This is a genomic window from Streptomyces sp. S07_1.15, assembly GCF_020739505.1.
GTDB classification, from domain to species: Bacteria; Actinomycetota; Actinomycetes; order Streptomycetales; family Streptomycetaceae; genus Streptomyces; species Streptomyces xinghaiensis.
On sequence record NZ_JAJBZK010000001.1, the window covers coordinates 6,858,629 to 6,872,721 of the forward strand.

Here is a 14,093-nt window from a genome sequence, read left to right on the forward strand (position 1 = left end):
CTCGCACGCCGGCGGACGGGATCTCCGGGCCCGGCGGGCGGAAGCCGGAACGAGGAGGGCGGTCCTGTGCGCCGCACGGCTCCCGTTCTCCGGCCCGGATTCCCCCGCCTGTCGCTCACGGGCCAGTTCCTCGCGCTCCAGCTCGGCCTCGTCGTGGTCGTCCTGGCCGTGGTGGCCGCCGTCTCCGTGGCCCAGTCGGACGCGGAGTTCCGCCGGACCGAGGGCCGCCGGCTGCTGAGCATCGCCGAGACCGTGGCGTCCCTCGACGCGGTACGGGCCGGGCTCGCCGACGGGGAGCGGGCGGACATCCTCCAGCCGACGGCGGAGAGCGTGCGCAGTGTCTCCGGGGCGTCGTACGTCATGATCACGGCAGCGGACCGGCGCATCCTGACCTCCGCCGACCCGCGGCGGATGGGCGAGCTGCTGCCGCTGGGCGACAGCGAGGTGCTCGACGGCCGGTCGTGGATCGGCACCACCGCCTCCGGCGGGTCCCCTTCTCTCGTGGCGCATGTGCCGGTCTTCGGCGAACAGGGCCGGATGCTCGGTGTGGTCGCCGCCGGGCGCGAGTACCGGGGGATGCGGGAACGGCTCGCCACCGCGACCCCCAATCTGCTGCTGTACCTCGGACTCGCCAGCGCTCTGGGAACGGCCGGATCGGTGCTGCTGGCCCGCAGGATCAAGCGCCAGACGCTCGGCCTGGAGCCGGAGGAGATCACCGCGCTGGTCGAGCACCGGGAGGCCATGCTGCACGGCATCAAGGAGGGCGTCGTCGGCCTGGATCCGGCGGGCCGGCTGACGCTGGCCAACGAGACCGCCATGGAGTTGCTGCGGCTGCCCGATGACGCGGTCGGCCGGACGCTGGAGTCCTGTGCGGTGGAGCCGCGGCTCCACGACGTCCTCACCGGCCGGGTGCAGGGCCGTGACCAGGTCGTGTTCACCGGCGACCGGATGGTGACCCTCAACCGGATGCCGCTGCTCACCCACGGGCGGGCCGTGGGTTCGGTGACCACCATGCGCGACCTGACCGAACTCGTCGCCCTCCAGCACGAACTCGACACCACCCGCAGCGCGACCGACACCCTGCGGGCGCAGGCCCACGAGTTCAGCAACCAGCTCCACGTGATCGCCGGGCTGATCGAACTGGAGGAGTACCCGGAGGTGGCGCGCTATGTGCGCGGTATCAGCGGAGCGCGGTCCCTGCGGACGGACGAGGTCGTCTCCCGGGTCGCCGACCCCTCCCTCGCCGCACTGCTGATCGCCAAGACGAGCCTCGCCGCCGAACAGGGCTCCGCCCTGCGGATCGGCCGGGGCAGCAGTCTGCGGCCGGTCGGGGAATCCCTCTCCTCCGACCTGGTGACCGTCGTCGGCAACCTGGTGGACAATGCGCTCGACGCGGTCCGCGGCGGCGGACCCGGCGGATGGGTGGAGGTCCACCTCTCCGAGGAGGCGACGGAGGTCCGGGTCCGGGTGCGCGACTCGGGGCCCGGAGTGGCCCCGGACCTCGCCGAGGAGGTCTTCCGGTACGGCTTCACCACCAAGGCCGCCGCCCCGCAGAGCTCCTCGCGCGGGCTCGGCCTGGCGATCACCCGCCTGGTCTGCACCCGGCGGGGAGGCAGTGTGAGCGCGGACGGCGCGGTCTTCACGGCCCGGCTGCCGCGGAACGAGAACGAACGGAACAACGGGACCCAGGCATGATCCGCGTACTCGTCGTCGACGACGACTTCATGGTGGCCCGGCTGCACGGCAGGCAGGTCGAGCAACTGTCCGGCTTCACGGTCGTCGGAGAGGCCCGCAGTGGCGCGGAGGCGCTGGCGGCGGTCCGGGAGCTGCGGCCGGACCTGGTCCTGCTGGACATCTACCTGCCCGACATGGGCGGGCTGGACGTGCTGCGCGCACTGCGGCAGGGCGGCTCCCCCGGTTCGGAGACGGACGTGCTCGTCGTCACCGCGGCCAGGGACGCGGAGACGGTGCGGGGCGCCCTGCGGGGCGGGGCGGTGCACTACATCATCAAGCCCTTCGAAGCCGGTGTGCTGCACGAGCGGCTGCTGCACTACGCCCGGCGGAACCGGGAACTGCGGACGTTCACGGCCCCGGGCCAGGACGACGTGGACCGGGTCTTCGCCGTGGGCCCGGCCGCACCGGCCACCGGGCCGGCGCCGCCGGGAGCCGCGCCGGCGGGAGGAGCGCCGCCGGCGGTTCCGGGGGCCGGCAGGACCCGCCCGGTGGCCGGTGCCGCGCGGCTGCCCAAGGGGGTCACCGAGCAGACGGCCGCCCTCGTACGGGAGGCCGTCACCGACGCCGGGGACGGTCTGTCCGCCTCGGAGTGCGCGGCCCTCACCGGCCTGTCCCGGGTCAGCGCCCGGCGGTACCTCGAGTACTTCGTCACCGCGGGCCACGCCGAGGTCAGGCTCCGCTACGGCACCGCGGGCCGCCCCGAGCGCCGTTACCACTGGCTCTGAGCGGCCCCCGCCGCGCGGATGGTCACCCACGGAGGGGCCGGGACCGGGTGTGCGACAACGGCGTCCCCGCCCCGGACCCCGGCTGCTTCCGGCCGGGGCTTCCCGGGCTTCCCGTCACGGGCGGTGCAGCTGCGGGTCGGTGATCCCCCCGGGGCAGGCGAGCCCGTCGAGGTCCCAGCCGGCCCGGCCCGCTCCGGCCCGGTACGCGCTCTCGTAGAAGGCGAGCACGGCGGCGCGCGGATCGCCCTCGGCGCGGGCGTCGTCGTAACGGAGCACCGCCAGATGGCTGTCCCCGCGCTCGACCCACCGGGCCGGAGCCGGAGCGAGCGGTTCCCCGGCCAGTCCGGCGGGCTCCGGCGTGGTGTAGGAGTAGAACGCGGGTTCGGCGAAGCTCTCGTCCCCGAACCAGAAGCCGAAGCTGACCACTTCCCGCGAGTACGCCTCCCGGGTCACCGGGTCGTTCTCGGGCGGCTGCTCGACACGGCGCTCGGAGAACCGGGTGTGGGCGATGTCGAAGGTGTGCCAGAAGTGGTGCACGGGGCTGGCCTTGCCGGAGAACCGCGCCGCGAACTCCTCCAGGACGAGCGCCACTTGACTGAGGACGCACCAGTAGCGATGGGCCTGCACGGGGTCATACCGCGCGTGCTCGGTGTCCTCGCTGAACAGCCGGGCCGAGTCGGGAAGGTCGAACGGCCGGGGGATGCGGATCTCCGTCCGGACGCCGAGCGCGTCCAGGGCGGCCAGGGTCCGGTCGTGGAACGACGCCACGGACTGGCCGTAGAGGGGGAACGACGACGCCCGGCCGTCCAGCGCCGCGACGACCAGCTGATGGTCCACGAAGTCGAAGTCGATGGTGAAGACCGGATTGCCGTCGGCCTGCCCCATCGGACGGGTGGTGATCCCGCGCCCGGTCAGATGGAACGGGACGTTCCACCAGTGGTTGCGCCGGATGCTCGCGGCAAGCCGGATCTTGCCGACGACCTGCGCGAACCGGTGCAGCGTCTCCTTGGTGTCCCGCCACTCCGCGAGCGGCATCGGCGGAAACAGCTGCGTCATCGGGACCCTCCGTCCACTCCCGCCCGGCCGCCCCGGGTCCGGCCGGCCTTCCGGCGGCCCGGTATGGGCCGGTTCCCATGATGGCCACCCCCGCCCCGGCTGGCACCCGGCCGGACCCGGAAGGCCTAACGGAACGGCGGTTCGCCGGCGGCGTCCGGCACCGGACCCGTGCACCCGCGGCGCGAGCAGGACGCCGGCCATCTCCGCACCGGGACCCGGCTGCTCCTCGACGGCCTGTCCATCGCCGTCGCCGGACGGGCGGAGAGCGCGTTCCCGCCCTCGCGCGACGGGAACTGACGGGCAGCGCGGCGGCCTCAACGGCCGTGGCCGCTCGGCGCTTCGGGTCAGGTGGCGGGCGCGTAGATGACGATCCAGTGATCCCGTGCGGTGTCGTGCAGCATTTCGCTCTGGAACGTCAGCCATCCGCGTGTCGGATGGCGCAACCGCTTCACCCCGGACCGTTCGGCGGCGACCTCGCCCTGTGCCCAGTAACGGCAGAAATCGCCGCTGGTGGCGGACAGTTCGGCGACGAGACCGCGGAGGCGCTCGTCGTCGGGATAGCGGCCGATGGCGGAACGGAGCTCCGCGGTCGCCCAGCGGGCGTAGCGGTCGGCGCCCTCGCTGCCGAGGATGCGACGCGCCGTTGCCGCGAAGCCCTGGTAGACGATGTTGCGGCCGTACCGGCCCGCGGTGGGAGGCTCCCCGAGGATCTCGGTCGCCGCGGCATTGCGGGCCAGCACGTCCAGGCGCCCATCGTGGACGGTGACAGGGACGGAGCTCCCGAAACTGCGTAGCAGGCGGTCAAGCCCCGGACGGATCTCGCTGTCCGGCGCCGCAGGCTCGGGCGGTAGCTCGCCCGCAAGCCGGAACAGGTGGTCCCGCTGCGCCGAGGAGAGGCCGAGAGCCCTGGCCAGTGCGGCCAGTACCTCTCTCGAAGGATGCGCCACCCTTCCCTGTTCGAGGCGCGTGCAGTACTCGACGGAGATCCCCGCGGCCTCCGCCAGCTCCTGACGTCGCAGTCCGGGAACCTGTCGCCGTGAGAGGCGCCGGCCGTCCGGCCGTTCGGGCGGTGTCGCCTTCGACCGTCGTTCCCGGAGGTAGCTTCCGAAGTCCACCCTGGTTCTCGCCGACATGATCCCCATTCTCCTCCCAGCAGACCCAACCGACCCAACCGCGCGGGGTGGCCCTCCCAGGACCACTCCTCAGCAGGTCTTCCCGCCCCGCCGGAGGCACCCGACAGTTGTTCAGGAGCGCGATGTGCCGGACAGCACGAGCGCTCGTCCACCGCAATCGCACCACAGAAGGAGAGTCCCGTGCCCATTGACCGCATCGCTCTTGTCACCGGAGCCAACCAGGGCATGGGCAAGTACGTGGCGAGGGAACTGGTTTCCGACGGCGTGGCCGTATTCGTCGGCTCCCGCGACCTCGCTCGCGGTGAGGCAGCGGCCCTGGAGATCGGCGGTGGAGCTGTCGCACTGCCATTGGACGTGACCGACGCCGCGTCGATTGCCTCTGCCGCTGACCGCATCCGGGAAACGGCAGGGCGGCTCGACCTCCTCGTCAACAACGCCGCGATCTCCACCACTCGCAACGACATTCGTGACATGTCCCGGTTGCGCGCCTTGTCGGCGCCGAGCACGGTCTCCGTCGATGAGGTGCGAGCCGTCTGGGAGGTCAATGTCTTCGGCCCTCTGGCCGTCTACCAGGCGATGCTCCCGTTGCTTCGCGACTCGGCAGACGCGCGTATCGTGAATGTCACGAGCGCCCTGGGATCACTGACGACCATGGCCGATCCGGCTTGTTCGTTCCATGCCGCGTTCGAACCGGTTTACGCCGCGTCGAAGTCCGCGCTCAACGCGATGACACTGTCGATGATGACCGAACAGGAAACCACCGGCATCAAGGTCAATCTCGTCTCACCGGGATTCGCCAACACCGCTCTCGTCAATTTCGAGGGAACGGAGTCGGTCCAGGACGCTGCGAGGGAGATCGTCCGGGTGGCCCGTCTCGGACCGGACGGCCCTTCCGGAACCTTCACGCTCTGGGAGGGCGTCGACGTCCCCTGGTGAACCGTTCCCCGGGCTCGGCCGGGCCGGGGCGGATGTCACCGCAACGCCCCCTCCAGGAGTGCCTCGCCCAGCGGGGTGCGGCGGTGCAGCACGCACAGGCCGCTGCGGCGGGAGGTGAGCAGGCCCGCCTCGCGCAGGACGGAGGTGTGGCGGCTGGTCGTCGACGGGGCCAGGTCCAGGGCCGCGGCCAGGCCCGTCGTCGTCATCGGGCGGTCGAGGAGCCCGAGGAGCTGGGCGCGCGAGGCGCCGATGAGCTGGGCGGCGGGTGGTGTGCTCTCGCTCGGCCGGGAGCGTTCCAGCCAGCCCGGGGCGGGGGAGAGCGGGTGGACGAGGACCGGCGGCAGTTCGTCGTCCGCCAGGGCCAGCGGCGCCCGGACGCAGAAGAAGCCCGGGACCAGGGTGAGCGTCCGCCCGTCCAGCCGGATTTCGCGGTCCATGGGGTACGGGGCGCGGAGCGCGGTGCCCTCGCAGCGCCACTCCGGCAGCACGCCGTAACTGGCGAGCAGCCCCTCCGCGCCGCCGGTCAGGGCCGCCTCGGCCCGCTCGGAGCGGTCGGCGGCGGCCTCGGTGCGGATGGCCGGGAGGTACGGCGCGACGGCCACCGCGTAGTACCGGCGCAGCGCCGTGCCCAGCCAGCGCAGGGCCTCCGGGCTGCCCTCGGCCAGCCGCCGCACGCCGCTGGGCAGCGGGGAGCCCGCGTACAGCCGGGAGAGTTCGGCGGCCAGCCGCTGCCGGGGCGTGGACATCACCTTCTGCAGACCGGTGTCGAGGTCCGGTTCGCCGCCGGGGGTGAGGAAGTCGGGGAAGTAGGCGGCGGGCGGGCAGAGCAGCATCAGGCCGCGCACGGCCGCGGTCAGCCCGGACCGTTCCAGGGCTCCGTGCACCTCGCGGCGCCAGGGGTCGAAGACCAGCGCCGCCTGGCGGGTCTGGAGCATGTGCAGGCTGAGCGCGATCTCCCAGAGCGGATCGACGCTCCGCGCCATGCGCAGCCGGGCCAGTTCCCGTCCGCTGAAGTCCACACGCAGCACTGCGCACCCCCGGAATGCGTCGCGGGCCCGCCCTGGTCGGGGACGGGCCGGATCCGGCCGCCTCGGCTTGTCTCGCGTAAAGCGTCGCGCGGGAGTCTACGCGGGTAGGCGTCCCGGCGTCAGGTCATCGGACGTGATCCTCACGGGTGTTGACGGTCACAGCGCGGCCCGCCCGGGAACGGCCCGGGAACGGGGGGAGAAGAGGAGGGGAGCGGCCGTCCGGGAGGAGCGGCGGAGGCCGAACGAGCCTGTACGGGTGGGCGGTCGGCCCGGGGCGCGGTGGCCGGGGGAGTGCGGCGTGCACCGGGGGAGGGGAGCGGGGAGCGGTCCGGTGGGGCCCCTCCGGTCGGCCGGCCCGCGTGCCCGCTTCCGCCTCCGCGCCGTCCCGCGACCGGAACGGCCGCAGGGGCCCCGGAGATCCGGAGCCCCTGCGGGCCGTGCTCGCCGTCCCGCACGGTTGGTTTACGTACGGCCCCCGTGCGGTCCCGTACGGCGCCGGTGCGCCGCCGTACGGCCCCCGTTCGCCGGCCGTCCGGGCCGGCGCCGGGTCAGCACACCGGTACGCCCGGCAGTTTCGAGGCGGGGTGGTCGATGTAGATGTTGCTGATGAAGCCGCCCTGGTCACGGAGCTTGCTCCACCAGTTGTTGGTGTAGCCCTCGGCGTTCACGGTGTCGCCCTGCTTCTGGCAGAGCACGCGGACGCTGGTGGGCCCGGAGAGCACGGTCACCACGGAGGCGTTGAGACGGGCGTCGGCGCGGACGCGGACGTCGGTGCCCCAGGTGGTGAACGGCGAGCCGGCGCCGCCGCAGCCGTTGTCGCTGGTCAGGTAGTACTGGTTGTAGCTGCCGGGGTAGGCCAGGCCGGAACCGTTGATCCTGATGTTCTGGCCGGTGCCGTTGTAGAGCTGCTCGTAGTGGATGTGCGCGCCACTGGAGTTGCCGGTGCTGCCCGTGACGCCGATCTGCCGGCCCTGGGCGACCGACGCGCCGTTGGCCACCGAGTAGCTCGACAGGTGGAAGTAGTAGGTCTTCCAGCCGCCGCCGTGGTCGATCACGATGTAGTTGCCGGCGCCGCTGGGCTGGCTGTGCCGGGTGGCGGTGCCGGCCGCGGAGGCCAGGACGGGTGTGCCGGCCGTGGAACCGCCGTCCGAGCGGACGAAGTCCAGGGCGCGGCGCACCTCGGCCGAGTGGTGGCTGTAGGTCCACTTCTGGCCGCAGGGGTAGGGGGCCTTGAAGTTGGGCGCGGCGGCCTTGGCCGCGCCCGTGGTCTCCGCCTGGGCGGGCAGGGCCAGCAGGCCCACCAGTGCGACGAGCGCGGTGGCGAGTGCGGCCGGAAGGCGTCTGAGGTTCACGCATGCTCCTTGGTCGGGGAGGCGGACCGCGGGCCGGCCGGCCGTGCGGTCGCTGCGGGACGCCGGAAACGTAAGCGGGCCGTCCCGCCGCTGACAACGAACTCCCGGAGCTCTTCGCTTGAGGTCGAATGCCTTGCCGCCGTCGGAAACACTCCGTCAGCCTGTGCGCTGATCAGCGCTTCTGCGTCCGTGTTCCCTTCCGTACGGCCCCGAGGAGTCGGCAGACCGATGCACGCGGAACCACCAGGAACCACTTCGGCCCCCACGCCCGCCTGCCCGCCCGGCGGCCCCGCCCCCCGCACGGCCGGCCCCGCGCACGCTCCGGCCCCGCCGCCACCGGCCGCTCGTCCGGCCGCCGCGCGCACCCGGTGGATGCGGAGACCGCTGACCGGGGTCGCCCTCGCGCTGGGGCTGCTCGGCGCCTTCCTCGCCGCCCCGGCGAGCGCCGGACAGCCCCGCCAGTCGCCGCCCGCGGCGCCCGGCGCGGACATCCCGGCGGACGTCACGGCCGGTGTGGCCGTCTTCGACCGCCGCACCGGCAGCTTCACGGAGCGCGTCAACGCGGATCACCGCTTCCGGTCCGCCTCCATCGTCAAACTGCTGCTGACCCTGGACTTCCTCTGGGACCGCGGCCCCGGCTACGACATCCCGCAGCAGGACCGCGGCCGCCTCGAAGCCATGCTCCGCAGCAGCGACGACGACGAGGCGAGCCACTACTGGGGCCTCCGCGGCCGCAGCGCGATCATCGAGCGGATGGTCCCCCGGCTCGGGCTGACGGGCACCGCGCCGCCGCCCGCGGCCTACCCCGGCTACTGGGGCTACACCTCGCTCACCGCCGCCGACACCGTGCGGATCTACCGTTACATCCTCGATGAATCCCCGGTCCCGGTACGGGACTTCATCATGGGCAACCTCCACCGGGCGACGCGCTGCGCCAACGACGGCTACGACCAGTACTTCGGCGTCCCCTCGGCCTTCGAGGGGCCGTGGGCGGTCAAGCAGGGCTGGTCCGGCTTCAGTTCGGGCGGCTGTACGGCGGACGGGACCCCGGCCGCGGCGGATACGGCCGCCCGGGCGGGCGCGGCGGACCCCGGCGGCGCGGTCCGCCCGTCCACCGCCGGCGCGGAGGACATGCCGCCCGTTTCCCCCGCGTCCCCGGCCCGCTCCGCCGCCGGCGTGGACCTCGTCCGCGAGGCCCTGCACACCACCGGCACGGTCGGTCCCGACGACCGCACCATCGTGGCCGTCCTCTCCCTCCACCCGGACGGGACCCCGTACGGCACCGCGTACTCCGGCCTCACCCGGCTCGTCGGCTCCCTGGACGTCCCCGGTGCCCGGCGGCCCTCCGGAACGTGGTTCGAGACCTGGGGCGACGGGGTGCGGATCCGAGCGGGGGCCACGACCTCCTCGGCGGTCGTCAGCACGCTTCCCGCGGGCGCGGACGTCCTCGTCTCCTGCCAGAAGCGCGGGCAGGTGATCTCCGACCCTCCGCACAGCAGCCCCTGGTGGGCCTATCTGCCGCAGTACGGGGGCTATGTGACCACCGTCTACATCGACGCCGAGAGCAGGCTGCCGGGTGTCCCGGAGTGCACGGAGACCGGCGGCCGGCGGTGACCCCGCCGAGCGGATTTATCAGGTGCATGACAAATGGCCGCCGTCGGGGACGCGGCGGCGACGCCTGGTCGCATCTCCCGGACCACGGCGGCTATCCCTCCACCATCTTCGGCGATGTGGCGGACGCCTGGCTTCCGGGTGTGCCGAGCTGCTGAACTCGTATGCCGGTGACGGAAATCCGTGCGAATCCGCCACCCGTGTACGCACGACCGGATCCGGGCTCCGGCCCCGCGTACCGGCGCACGCGCGCCGGCGCCCGGATCCGCTCCCCCCACCCGTCCGCGCACCACCGCACCACCGCACCACGGGCCCACCGGCCCAGCCACCACCCCCCTCACCCACGCGCCGGAGAGCGGAGAGAGATCCGATGAACGCGTTGATCCCGGCCACCCCCCGTCACCGCCGGCTGACCGTCCTGACCGGTACGGCGGTCGCCGCCGCGCTGGTCCTGGCCGGCCAGCCCGCCTCGGCCGCGCCCGAGCGGCCCGGCTCCGGCGAGGTGAACGCGGCCTTCGCCCGGGCGGCGGCCGAGTACGACGTCCCGCGCGACCTCCTGGTGGCCGTCGGCTACGGCGAGACGCACCTGGACGACCACGACGGCGCCCCGAGCCACGCCAACGGCTACGGTGTCATGCACCTGGTGAGCAACCCCGAACACCGCACCCTGGAACGCGCCGCCCGCATCACCGGCGAACGCGTCACCGACCTGAAGAAGGACACGGAGGCCAACATCCGCGGCGGCGCCGCCGTCCTGCGCGCCCTCGCCGACGACCTCGGCCTGGACGCCGCCGAGCGCGACCGGCTCGGCGCCTGGTACCCGGTCACCGCCCGCTACGGCGGGACGGACGGCGAGCGGGCCGGCCGCCTCTACGCCGACACCGTCTACGAACTCCTGGCCACCGGCATCCGCGGCCACGCCGACGGCGGCGAGCAGGTCCGTGTCACACCGCTGAAGGTGGCGCCCGAACGCGGCACCTACGCCGACGTGGACGTGACCGGGGAGACCGGTGAGACCGGCGCCCAGAGCCCCGACTACCCGCCCGCGCAGTGGGTCCCGGCCAGCTCCGCGAACTACGCCACCGGCCGCTCGCAGTCGATCAGCGCGGTCGTCGTGCACGTCACGCAGGGCTCGTACGCCGGTACGATCAGCTGGTTCCAGAACCCGGCCTCCGAGGTCAGCGCCCACTACGTGGTCCGCTCCTCCGACGGCCAGGTCACCCAAATGGTCCGCGACAGCAACACCGCCTGGCACGCGCGCTCCGGCAACGCGTACTCCGTCGGCATCGAACACGAGGGCTGGGTCGACGACCCCTCCTGGTTCACCGACGCCATGTACCGCTCCTCGGCCGCGCTCACCCGGCACCTGGCCGACAAGTACGGCATACCGAAGGACCGGGCACACATCGTCGGCCACCACGAGGTGCCCGGCAACGACCACACCGACCCCGGCCCGCACTGGAACTGGTCGTACTACATGGAGCTGGTGCGCGGCGGCAGCAGCGACGGCACCAAGTCCTTCCCGACCTGGGGCAGCGACGTCAGCATCCGGCAGGCCGCGACGACGAACTCGACGCGGGTGGCCAGCCTGGCCGGCCCGACGACGGTCCGGGTGCGCTGCCAGGTGCGCGGCCAGAAGGTGACGTACCAGGGCTACACCAACGACGCCTGGGCCTACCTGCCGGACTACGGGGGCTACGTCTCCAACATCTTCATCGACGTCCCCGAATCCTGGCTCCCGGGGGTGCCGACCTGCTGATCCGCCCCGCAGGACGGGGGCACGGGGGACGGCCGGCCCGCACGGGCACCGGCCGTCCGCCCGGCCCGGGGCATCGGGCGGGCCGGGCGGAAACGGGCTCCCTCGGGGAACGGGGCGAGGCTTGCCCAGGCCCGGTACGAGGGCTCCCGCAGTGGCACACTCGGGAACTCGCACCGCACCACACCGCGCGGAAGTGCCAGGAGCTCACCGGAGCCGCTCAGAGTCCCGGGATGTTGCGCACATTGCGCTCACTGACGTCGGGCAGAAAGCGGGCCACGGTGACGAAATCGGCGTCGTCGTGCAGGACGATCAGCCCGTGGTGCGCGGCGGTCGCGCAGATCATCAGGTCAAGTGGCCCGGCCGCGCCGAGGGCCCCTTTTCCGGCGAGAGCGTACTGCGCCGAGTCGACCCGGTCCCACAGTCTCTTGGGGAGCGGGATCCTCTATTCACAGGCAATGTCCATCACATATACCGCTGAGGTGCCGGTCATCCCCTCCCGGCGTCCCGAGCCGGGCCCGGCGCCCGAACCGAGAGAGGCTCCACGCTCCCTTGGTACATTGGCGGCTGCCCTGCTCAAGCACCATGTGCGCTGGAGGAATACCGTGTCGTCTGGGTCCGTACAGGAATCCGCCCCCCTCTCCGGGGCGGCGGGGCTGGAGGCCGCCCGCAAGGAGTACGCCGAGCTGCGTGCCCGGGGTCTCAGCCTGGATCTGACGCGGGGCAAGCCCTCGCCCGAGCAGCTCGACCTCGCGGGCGATCTGCTGTCCCTCCCCGGAGCCGGGGACGTCAAGGCCGCCGACGGCACCGACACCCGCAACTACGGCGGCCTCCTCGGCCTCCCGGAGCTGCGCGAGATCTTCGCCGGGCCCCTCCAGGTGCCCGCCGGGCAGCTCCTCGCGCTCGGCAACGCCAGCCTCACGCTGATGCACGACAACGTGGTGCAGGCGCTGCTCTCCGTCGTCCCGGGCGGCGAGCGCCGCTGGGCGGACGAGCCGCGGGTCCGCTTCGTCTGCCCCGTCCCCGGCTACGACCGGCACTTCGGGGTCTGCGAGCGGTACGGCATCGACATGGTGCCCGTCCCGCTCACGGGCGAGGGCCCGGACATGGACGTCGTCGAGGAGCTCGTCGCCTCCGACCCGACCATCAAGGGCATGTGGTGCGTGCCCAAGTACAGCAACCCCACCGGTGAGGTCTACAGCGACGAGACCGTGCGCCGGCTCGCCGCGATGCGCACCGCCGCGCCCGACTTCCGCCTCTTCTGGGACAACGCCTACGCGGTGCACCACCTCACCGGGGAGCGGGTCGAGATCCTCTCGATCCTCGACGCCTGTGCCGAGGCCGGGAACCCCGACCGCGCGTTCGTCTTCGGTTCCACCTCCAAGATCACCACGGCCGGCTCCGGGGTCGCCTTCGTCGGCTCCTCCCCGGCCAACGTGGCCTGGATGAAGGAGCGGCTGCTCAAGCAGACCATCGGCCCCGACAAGGTCAACCAGCTGCGTCACGTCCGCTTCTTCCGGGACGCGGACGGCGTGACGGCCCACATGGAGCGCCACCGCGCGCTTCTGGAGCCCCGCTTCGCGGCGGTGTACGAGGTGCTGGAGAGCGAGCTCGGACCGCTCGGCATCGCCGAGTGGACCCGGCCCAAGGGCGGCTACTTCGTCAGCCTCGACGTCCCCGACGGCTGCGCGAGCGAGGTCGTCCGCCTCGCCAAGGAGGCGGGCATCGCGCTGACCCCGGCCGGTGCCGCGTTCCCGTACGGCAAGGACCCCCGCGACCGCGAGATCCGGCTGGCGCCCAGCTTCCCGTCGGTCGAGGAGGTGCGCGAGGCCATGCGCGCCGTCGCCGTCTGCGTGCGGCTGGCCGCCGCCGAGCAGGAGGCCGCCGGCACGGCCGGCTGATCCACCGGACCCCGTTGCGGAAGACGGGCCGGTATCCCGGGCACCACCGGGATACCGGCCCGTCCGCGTCCCCGTGCCCGTGCCCGTCCGCGTCCCCGTCCCCGTGCCCGGGGCCGGGTGAGCGCGCTCACCGGGAGCCGCACGGCACCCCCGGACGGGCCGGAGGGCCCGCCCCGGTGCCGCGCCCGTGCCGCCGTCAGTGATGGTGGTGGGCGTGGACGACCGCGTGCCCCCGGCCGCGGGCTATGAGCCAGCGGTTGACCGGCACGGTCAGTACGAAGGCGACGGCCAGCGCGAAGGCCAGGGCGGCCCAGAAGAGCCAGCTGGCGAGGCCCGCCTCCATGGCCCCGGGCACACCGACCATGACGGCGTTGTCCACGATCTCCATCACGAGGATGGAGACGGTGTCCGCGGCGAGGGCCACTCTCAGCGCCTCGCGGAAGCTCAGCCCCGCGCGGAGGACGCCCCGCATGGTCAGCGCGTACCCGAAGAAGAAGGCGAGGGCGACGGCCAGCGCCACGGTGGCCCCGGCGGACAGCCCGGCCGCGGTGCCGATGACCATGCCCAGGACCTCGCCGATCGCACACCCGGTGAGGCAGTGCAGCGTGGCCTGCGCGGCGGTGCGCCATGACACCGGGACCGTGCCGTGGCCGTGGCCGCTCCCGGCCGGCGGGTGAGCGGTGTGGGATTCCGCCGGTTCTCCTGTCGCGCCGTGCGGCTGCCCGGTGTGAGCGGTTCCCTCCGGGCCGGTGGTGTGTCCCACCCGGGCGGTGTGCGCGTGGCCGGACCCGGTGTGGCTCTGCTCGCCGGTGCCGTGGGTGTGCTCGTGCGCATGCTTCATGACGATCCCTTCCCGGCAGC

14 protein-coding genes are annotated in these 14,093 nt (G+C 73.2%); 8 read left to right on the forward strand and 6 right to left on the reverse strand.

What is annotated here, in order from left to right; translation table 11 throughout:
* Window positions 1-66 precede the first annotated feature (66 nt).
* Complete coding sequence (locus LIX60_RS29480) at window positions 67-1,695, forward strand: sensor histidine kinase (RefSeq protein WP_227962282.1); 1,629 nt, start codon at window positions 67-69, stop codon at window positions 1,693-1,695.
* Window positions 1,692-2,459: a response regulator gene (locus tag LIX60_RS29485; RefSeq protein WP_227962284.1), complete on the forward strand. Its 768-nt coding sequence runs from the start codon at window positions 1,692-1,694 to the stop codon at window positions 2,457-2,459. Before LIX60_RS29480 ends, LIX60_RS29485 begins: the two co-directional genes overlap by 4 nt.
* 114 nt (window positions 2,460-2,573) lie before the next feature.
* Here the strand turns inward: LIX60_RS29485 and LIX60_RS29490 are convergent, their stop codons facing one another.
* Window positions 2,574-3,515: a DUF5996 family protein gene (locus LIX60_RS29490; RefSeq protein WP_227962286.1), complete on the reverse strand. Its 942-nt coding sequence runs from the start codon at window positions 3,513-3,515 to the stop codon at window positions 2,574-2,576.
* Between the two features lie 168 nt (window positions 3,516-3,683).
* On the opposite strand from LIX60_RS29490, the gene LIX60_RS31645 reads away from it, so the two are divergent.
* Window positions 3,684-3,812 carry a hypothetical protein gene (locus LIX60_RS31645; RefSeq protein WP_265584958.1) on the forward strand — a complete coding sequence of 43 codons (129 nt, stop codon included), beginning with the start codon at window positions 3,684-3,686 and terminating at the stop codon, window positions 3,810-3,812.
* A 47-nt stretch (window positions 3,813-3,859) separates the two neighbouring features.
* Here LIX60_RS31645 and LIX60_RS29495 read toward each other — a convergent pair whose 3' ends face one another.
* Window positions 3,860-4,648 carry a helix-turn-helix domain-containing protein gene (locus LIX60_RS29495; RefSeq protein WP_227962288.1) on the reverse strand — a complete coding sequence of 263 codons (789 nt, stop codon included), beginning with the start codon at window positions 4,646-4,648 and terminating at the stop codon, window positions 3,860-3,862.
* Between the two features lie 180 nt (window positions 4,649-4,828).
* Here LIX60_RS29495 and LIX60_RS29500 point away from each other — a divergent pair, with 180 nt between their 5' ends.
* Window positions 4,829-5,584: an SDR family NAD(P)-dependent oxidoreductase gene (locus LIX60_RS29500; protein ID WP_227962290.1), complete on the forward strand. Its 756-nt coding sequence runs from the start codon at window positions 4,829-4,831 to the stop codon at window positions 5,582-5,584.
* Window positions 5,585-5,619: 35 nt separating this feature from the next.
* Here LIX60_RS29500 and LIX60_RS29505 read toward each other — a convergent pair whose 3' ends face one another.
* Together LIX60_RS29505 and LIX60_RS29510 are read right to left on the reverse strand one after the other, a co-directional pair.
* The gene (locus LIX60_RS29505) at window positions 5,620-6,612 is read right to left on the reverse strand and encodes a helix-turn-helix transcriptional regulator (protein ID WP_227962291.1); all 993 of its coding nucleotides are present in this window, start codon (window positions 6,610-6,612) and stop codon (window positions 5,620-5,622) included.
* Between the two features lie 548 nt (window positions 6,613-7,160).
* Complete coding sequence (locus LIX60_RS29510) at window positions 7,161-7,964, reverse strand: M23 family metallopeptidase (protein ID WP_227962294.1); 804 nt, start codon at window positions 7,962-7,964, stop codon at window positions 7,161-7,163.
* Between the two features lie 372 nt (window positions 7,965-8,336).
* Between LIX60_RS29510 and LIX60_RS29515 the strand changes: the two genes are divergently transcribed.
* The 3 genes from LIX60_RS29515 to LIX60_RS29520 all read left to right on the forward strand — a co-directional run bounded on the left by LIX60_RS29515 (window position 8,337) and on the right by LIX60_RS29520 (window position 11,334).
* Window positions 8,337-9,578 (forward strand): hypothetical protein, encoded by a 1,242-nt coding sequence (locus tag LIX60_RS29515; protein WP_227962296.1) that lies wholly within the window; start codon window positions 8,337-8,339, stop codon window positions 9,576-9,578.
* Between the two features lie 26 nt (window positions 9,579-9,604).
* Complete coding sequence (locus LIX60_RS31650; RefSeq protein ID WP_265584959.1) at window positions 9,605-9,733, forward strand: hypothetical protein; 129 nt, start codon at window positions 9,605-9,607, stop codon at window positions 9,731-9,733.
* Between the two features lie 212 nt (window positions 9,734-9,945).
* Window positions 9,946-11,334 carry an N-acetylmuramoyl-L-alanine amidase gene (locus LIX60_RS29520; RefSeq protein ID WP_227962298.1) on the forward strand — a complete coding sequence of 463 codons (1,389 nt, stop codon included), beginning with the start codon at window positions 9,946-9,948 and terminating at the stop codon, window positions 11,332-11,334.
* Window positions 11,335-11,551: 217 nt separating this feature from the next.
* Here LIX60_RS29520 and LIX60_RS29525 read toward each other — a convergent pair whose 3' ends face one another.
* Window positions 11,552-11,773 carry a PIN domain-containing protein gene (locus LIX60_RS29525; protein WP_308102113.1) on the reverse strand — a complete coding sequence of 74 codons (222 nt, stop codon included), beginning with the start codon at window positions 11,771-11,773 and terminating at the stop codon, window positions 11,552-11,554.
* Window positions 11,774-11,936: 163 nt separating this feature from the next.
* Between LIX60_RS29525 and LIX60_RS29530 the strand changes: the two genes are divergently transcribed.
* The gene (locus LIX60_RS29530) at window positions 11,937-13,232 is read left to right on the forward strand and encodes an aminotransferase class I/II-fold pyridoxal phosphate-dependent enzyme (protein WP_227962300.1); all 1,296 of its coding nucleotides are present in this window, start codon (window positions 11,937-11,939) and stop codon (window positions 13,230-13,232) included.
* Window positions 13,233-13,428: 196 nt separating this feature from the next.
* Here the strand turns inward: LIX60_RS29530 and LIX60_RS29535 are convergent, their stop codons facing one another.
* Window positions 13,429-14,073 (reverse strand): DUF4396 domain-containing protein, encoded by a 645-nt coding sequence (locus LIX60_RS29535; protein WP_265584960.1) that lies wholly within the window; start codon window positions 14,071-14,073, stop codon window positions 13,429-13,431.
* Window positions 14,074-14,093 lie beyond the last annotated feature (20 nt).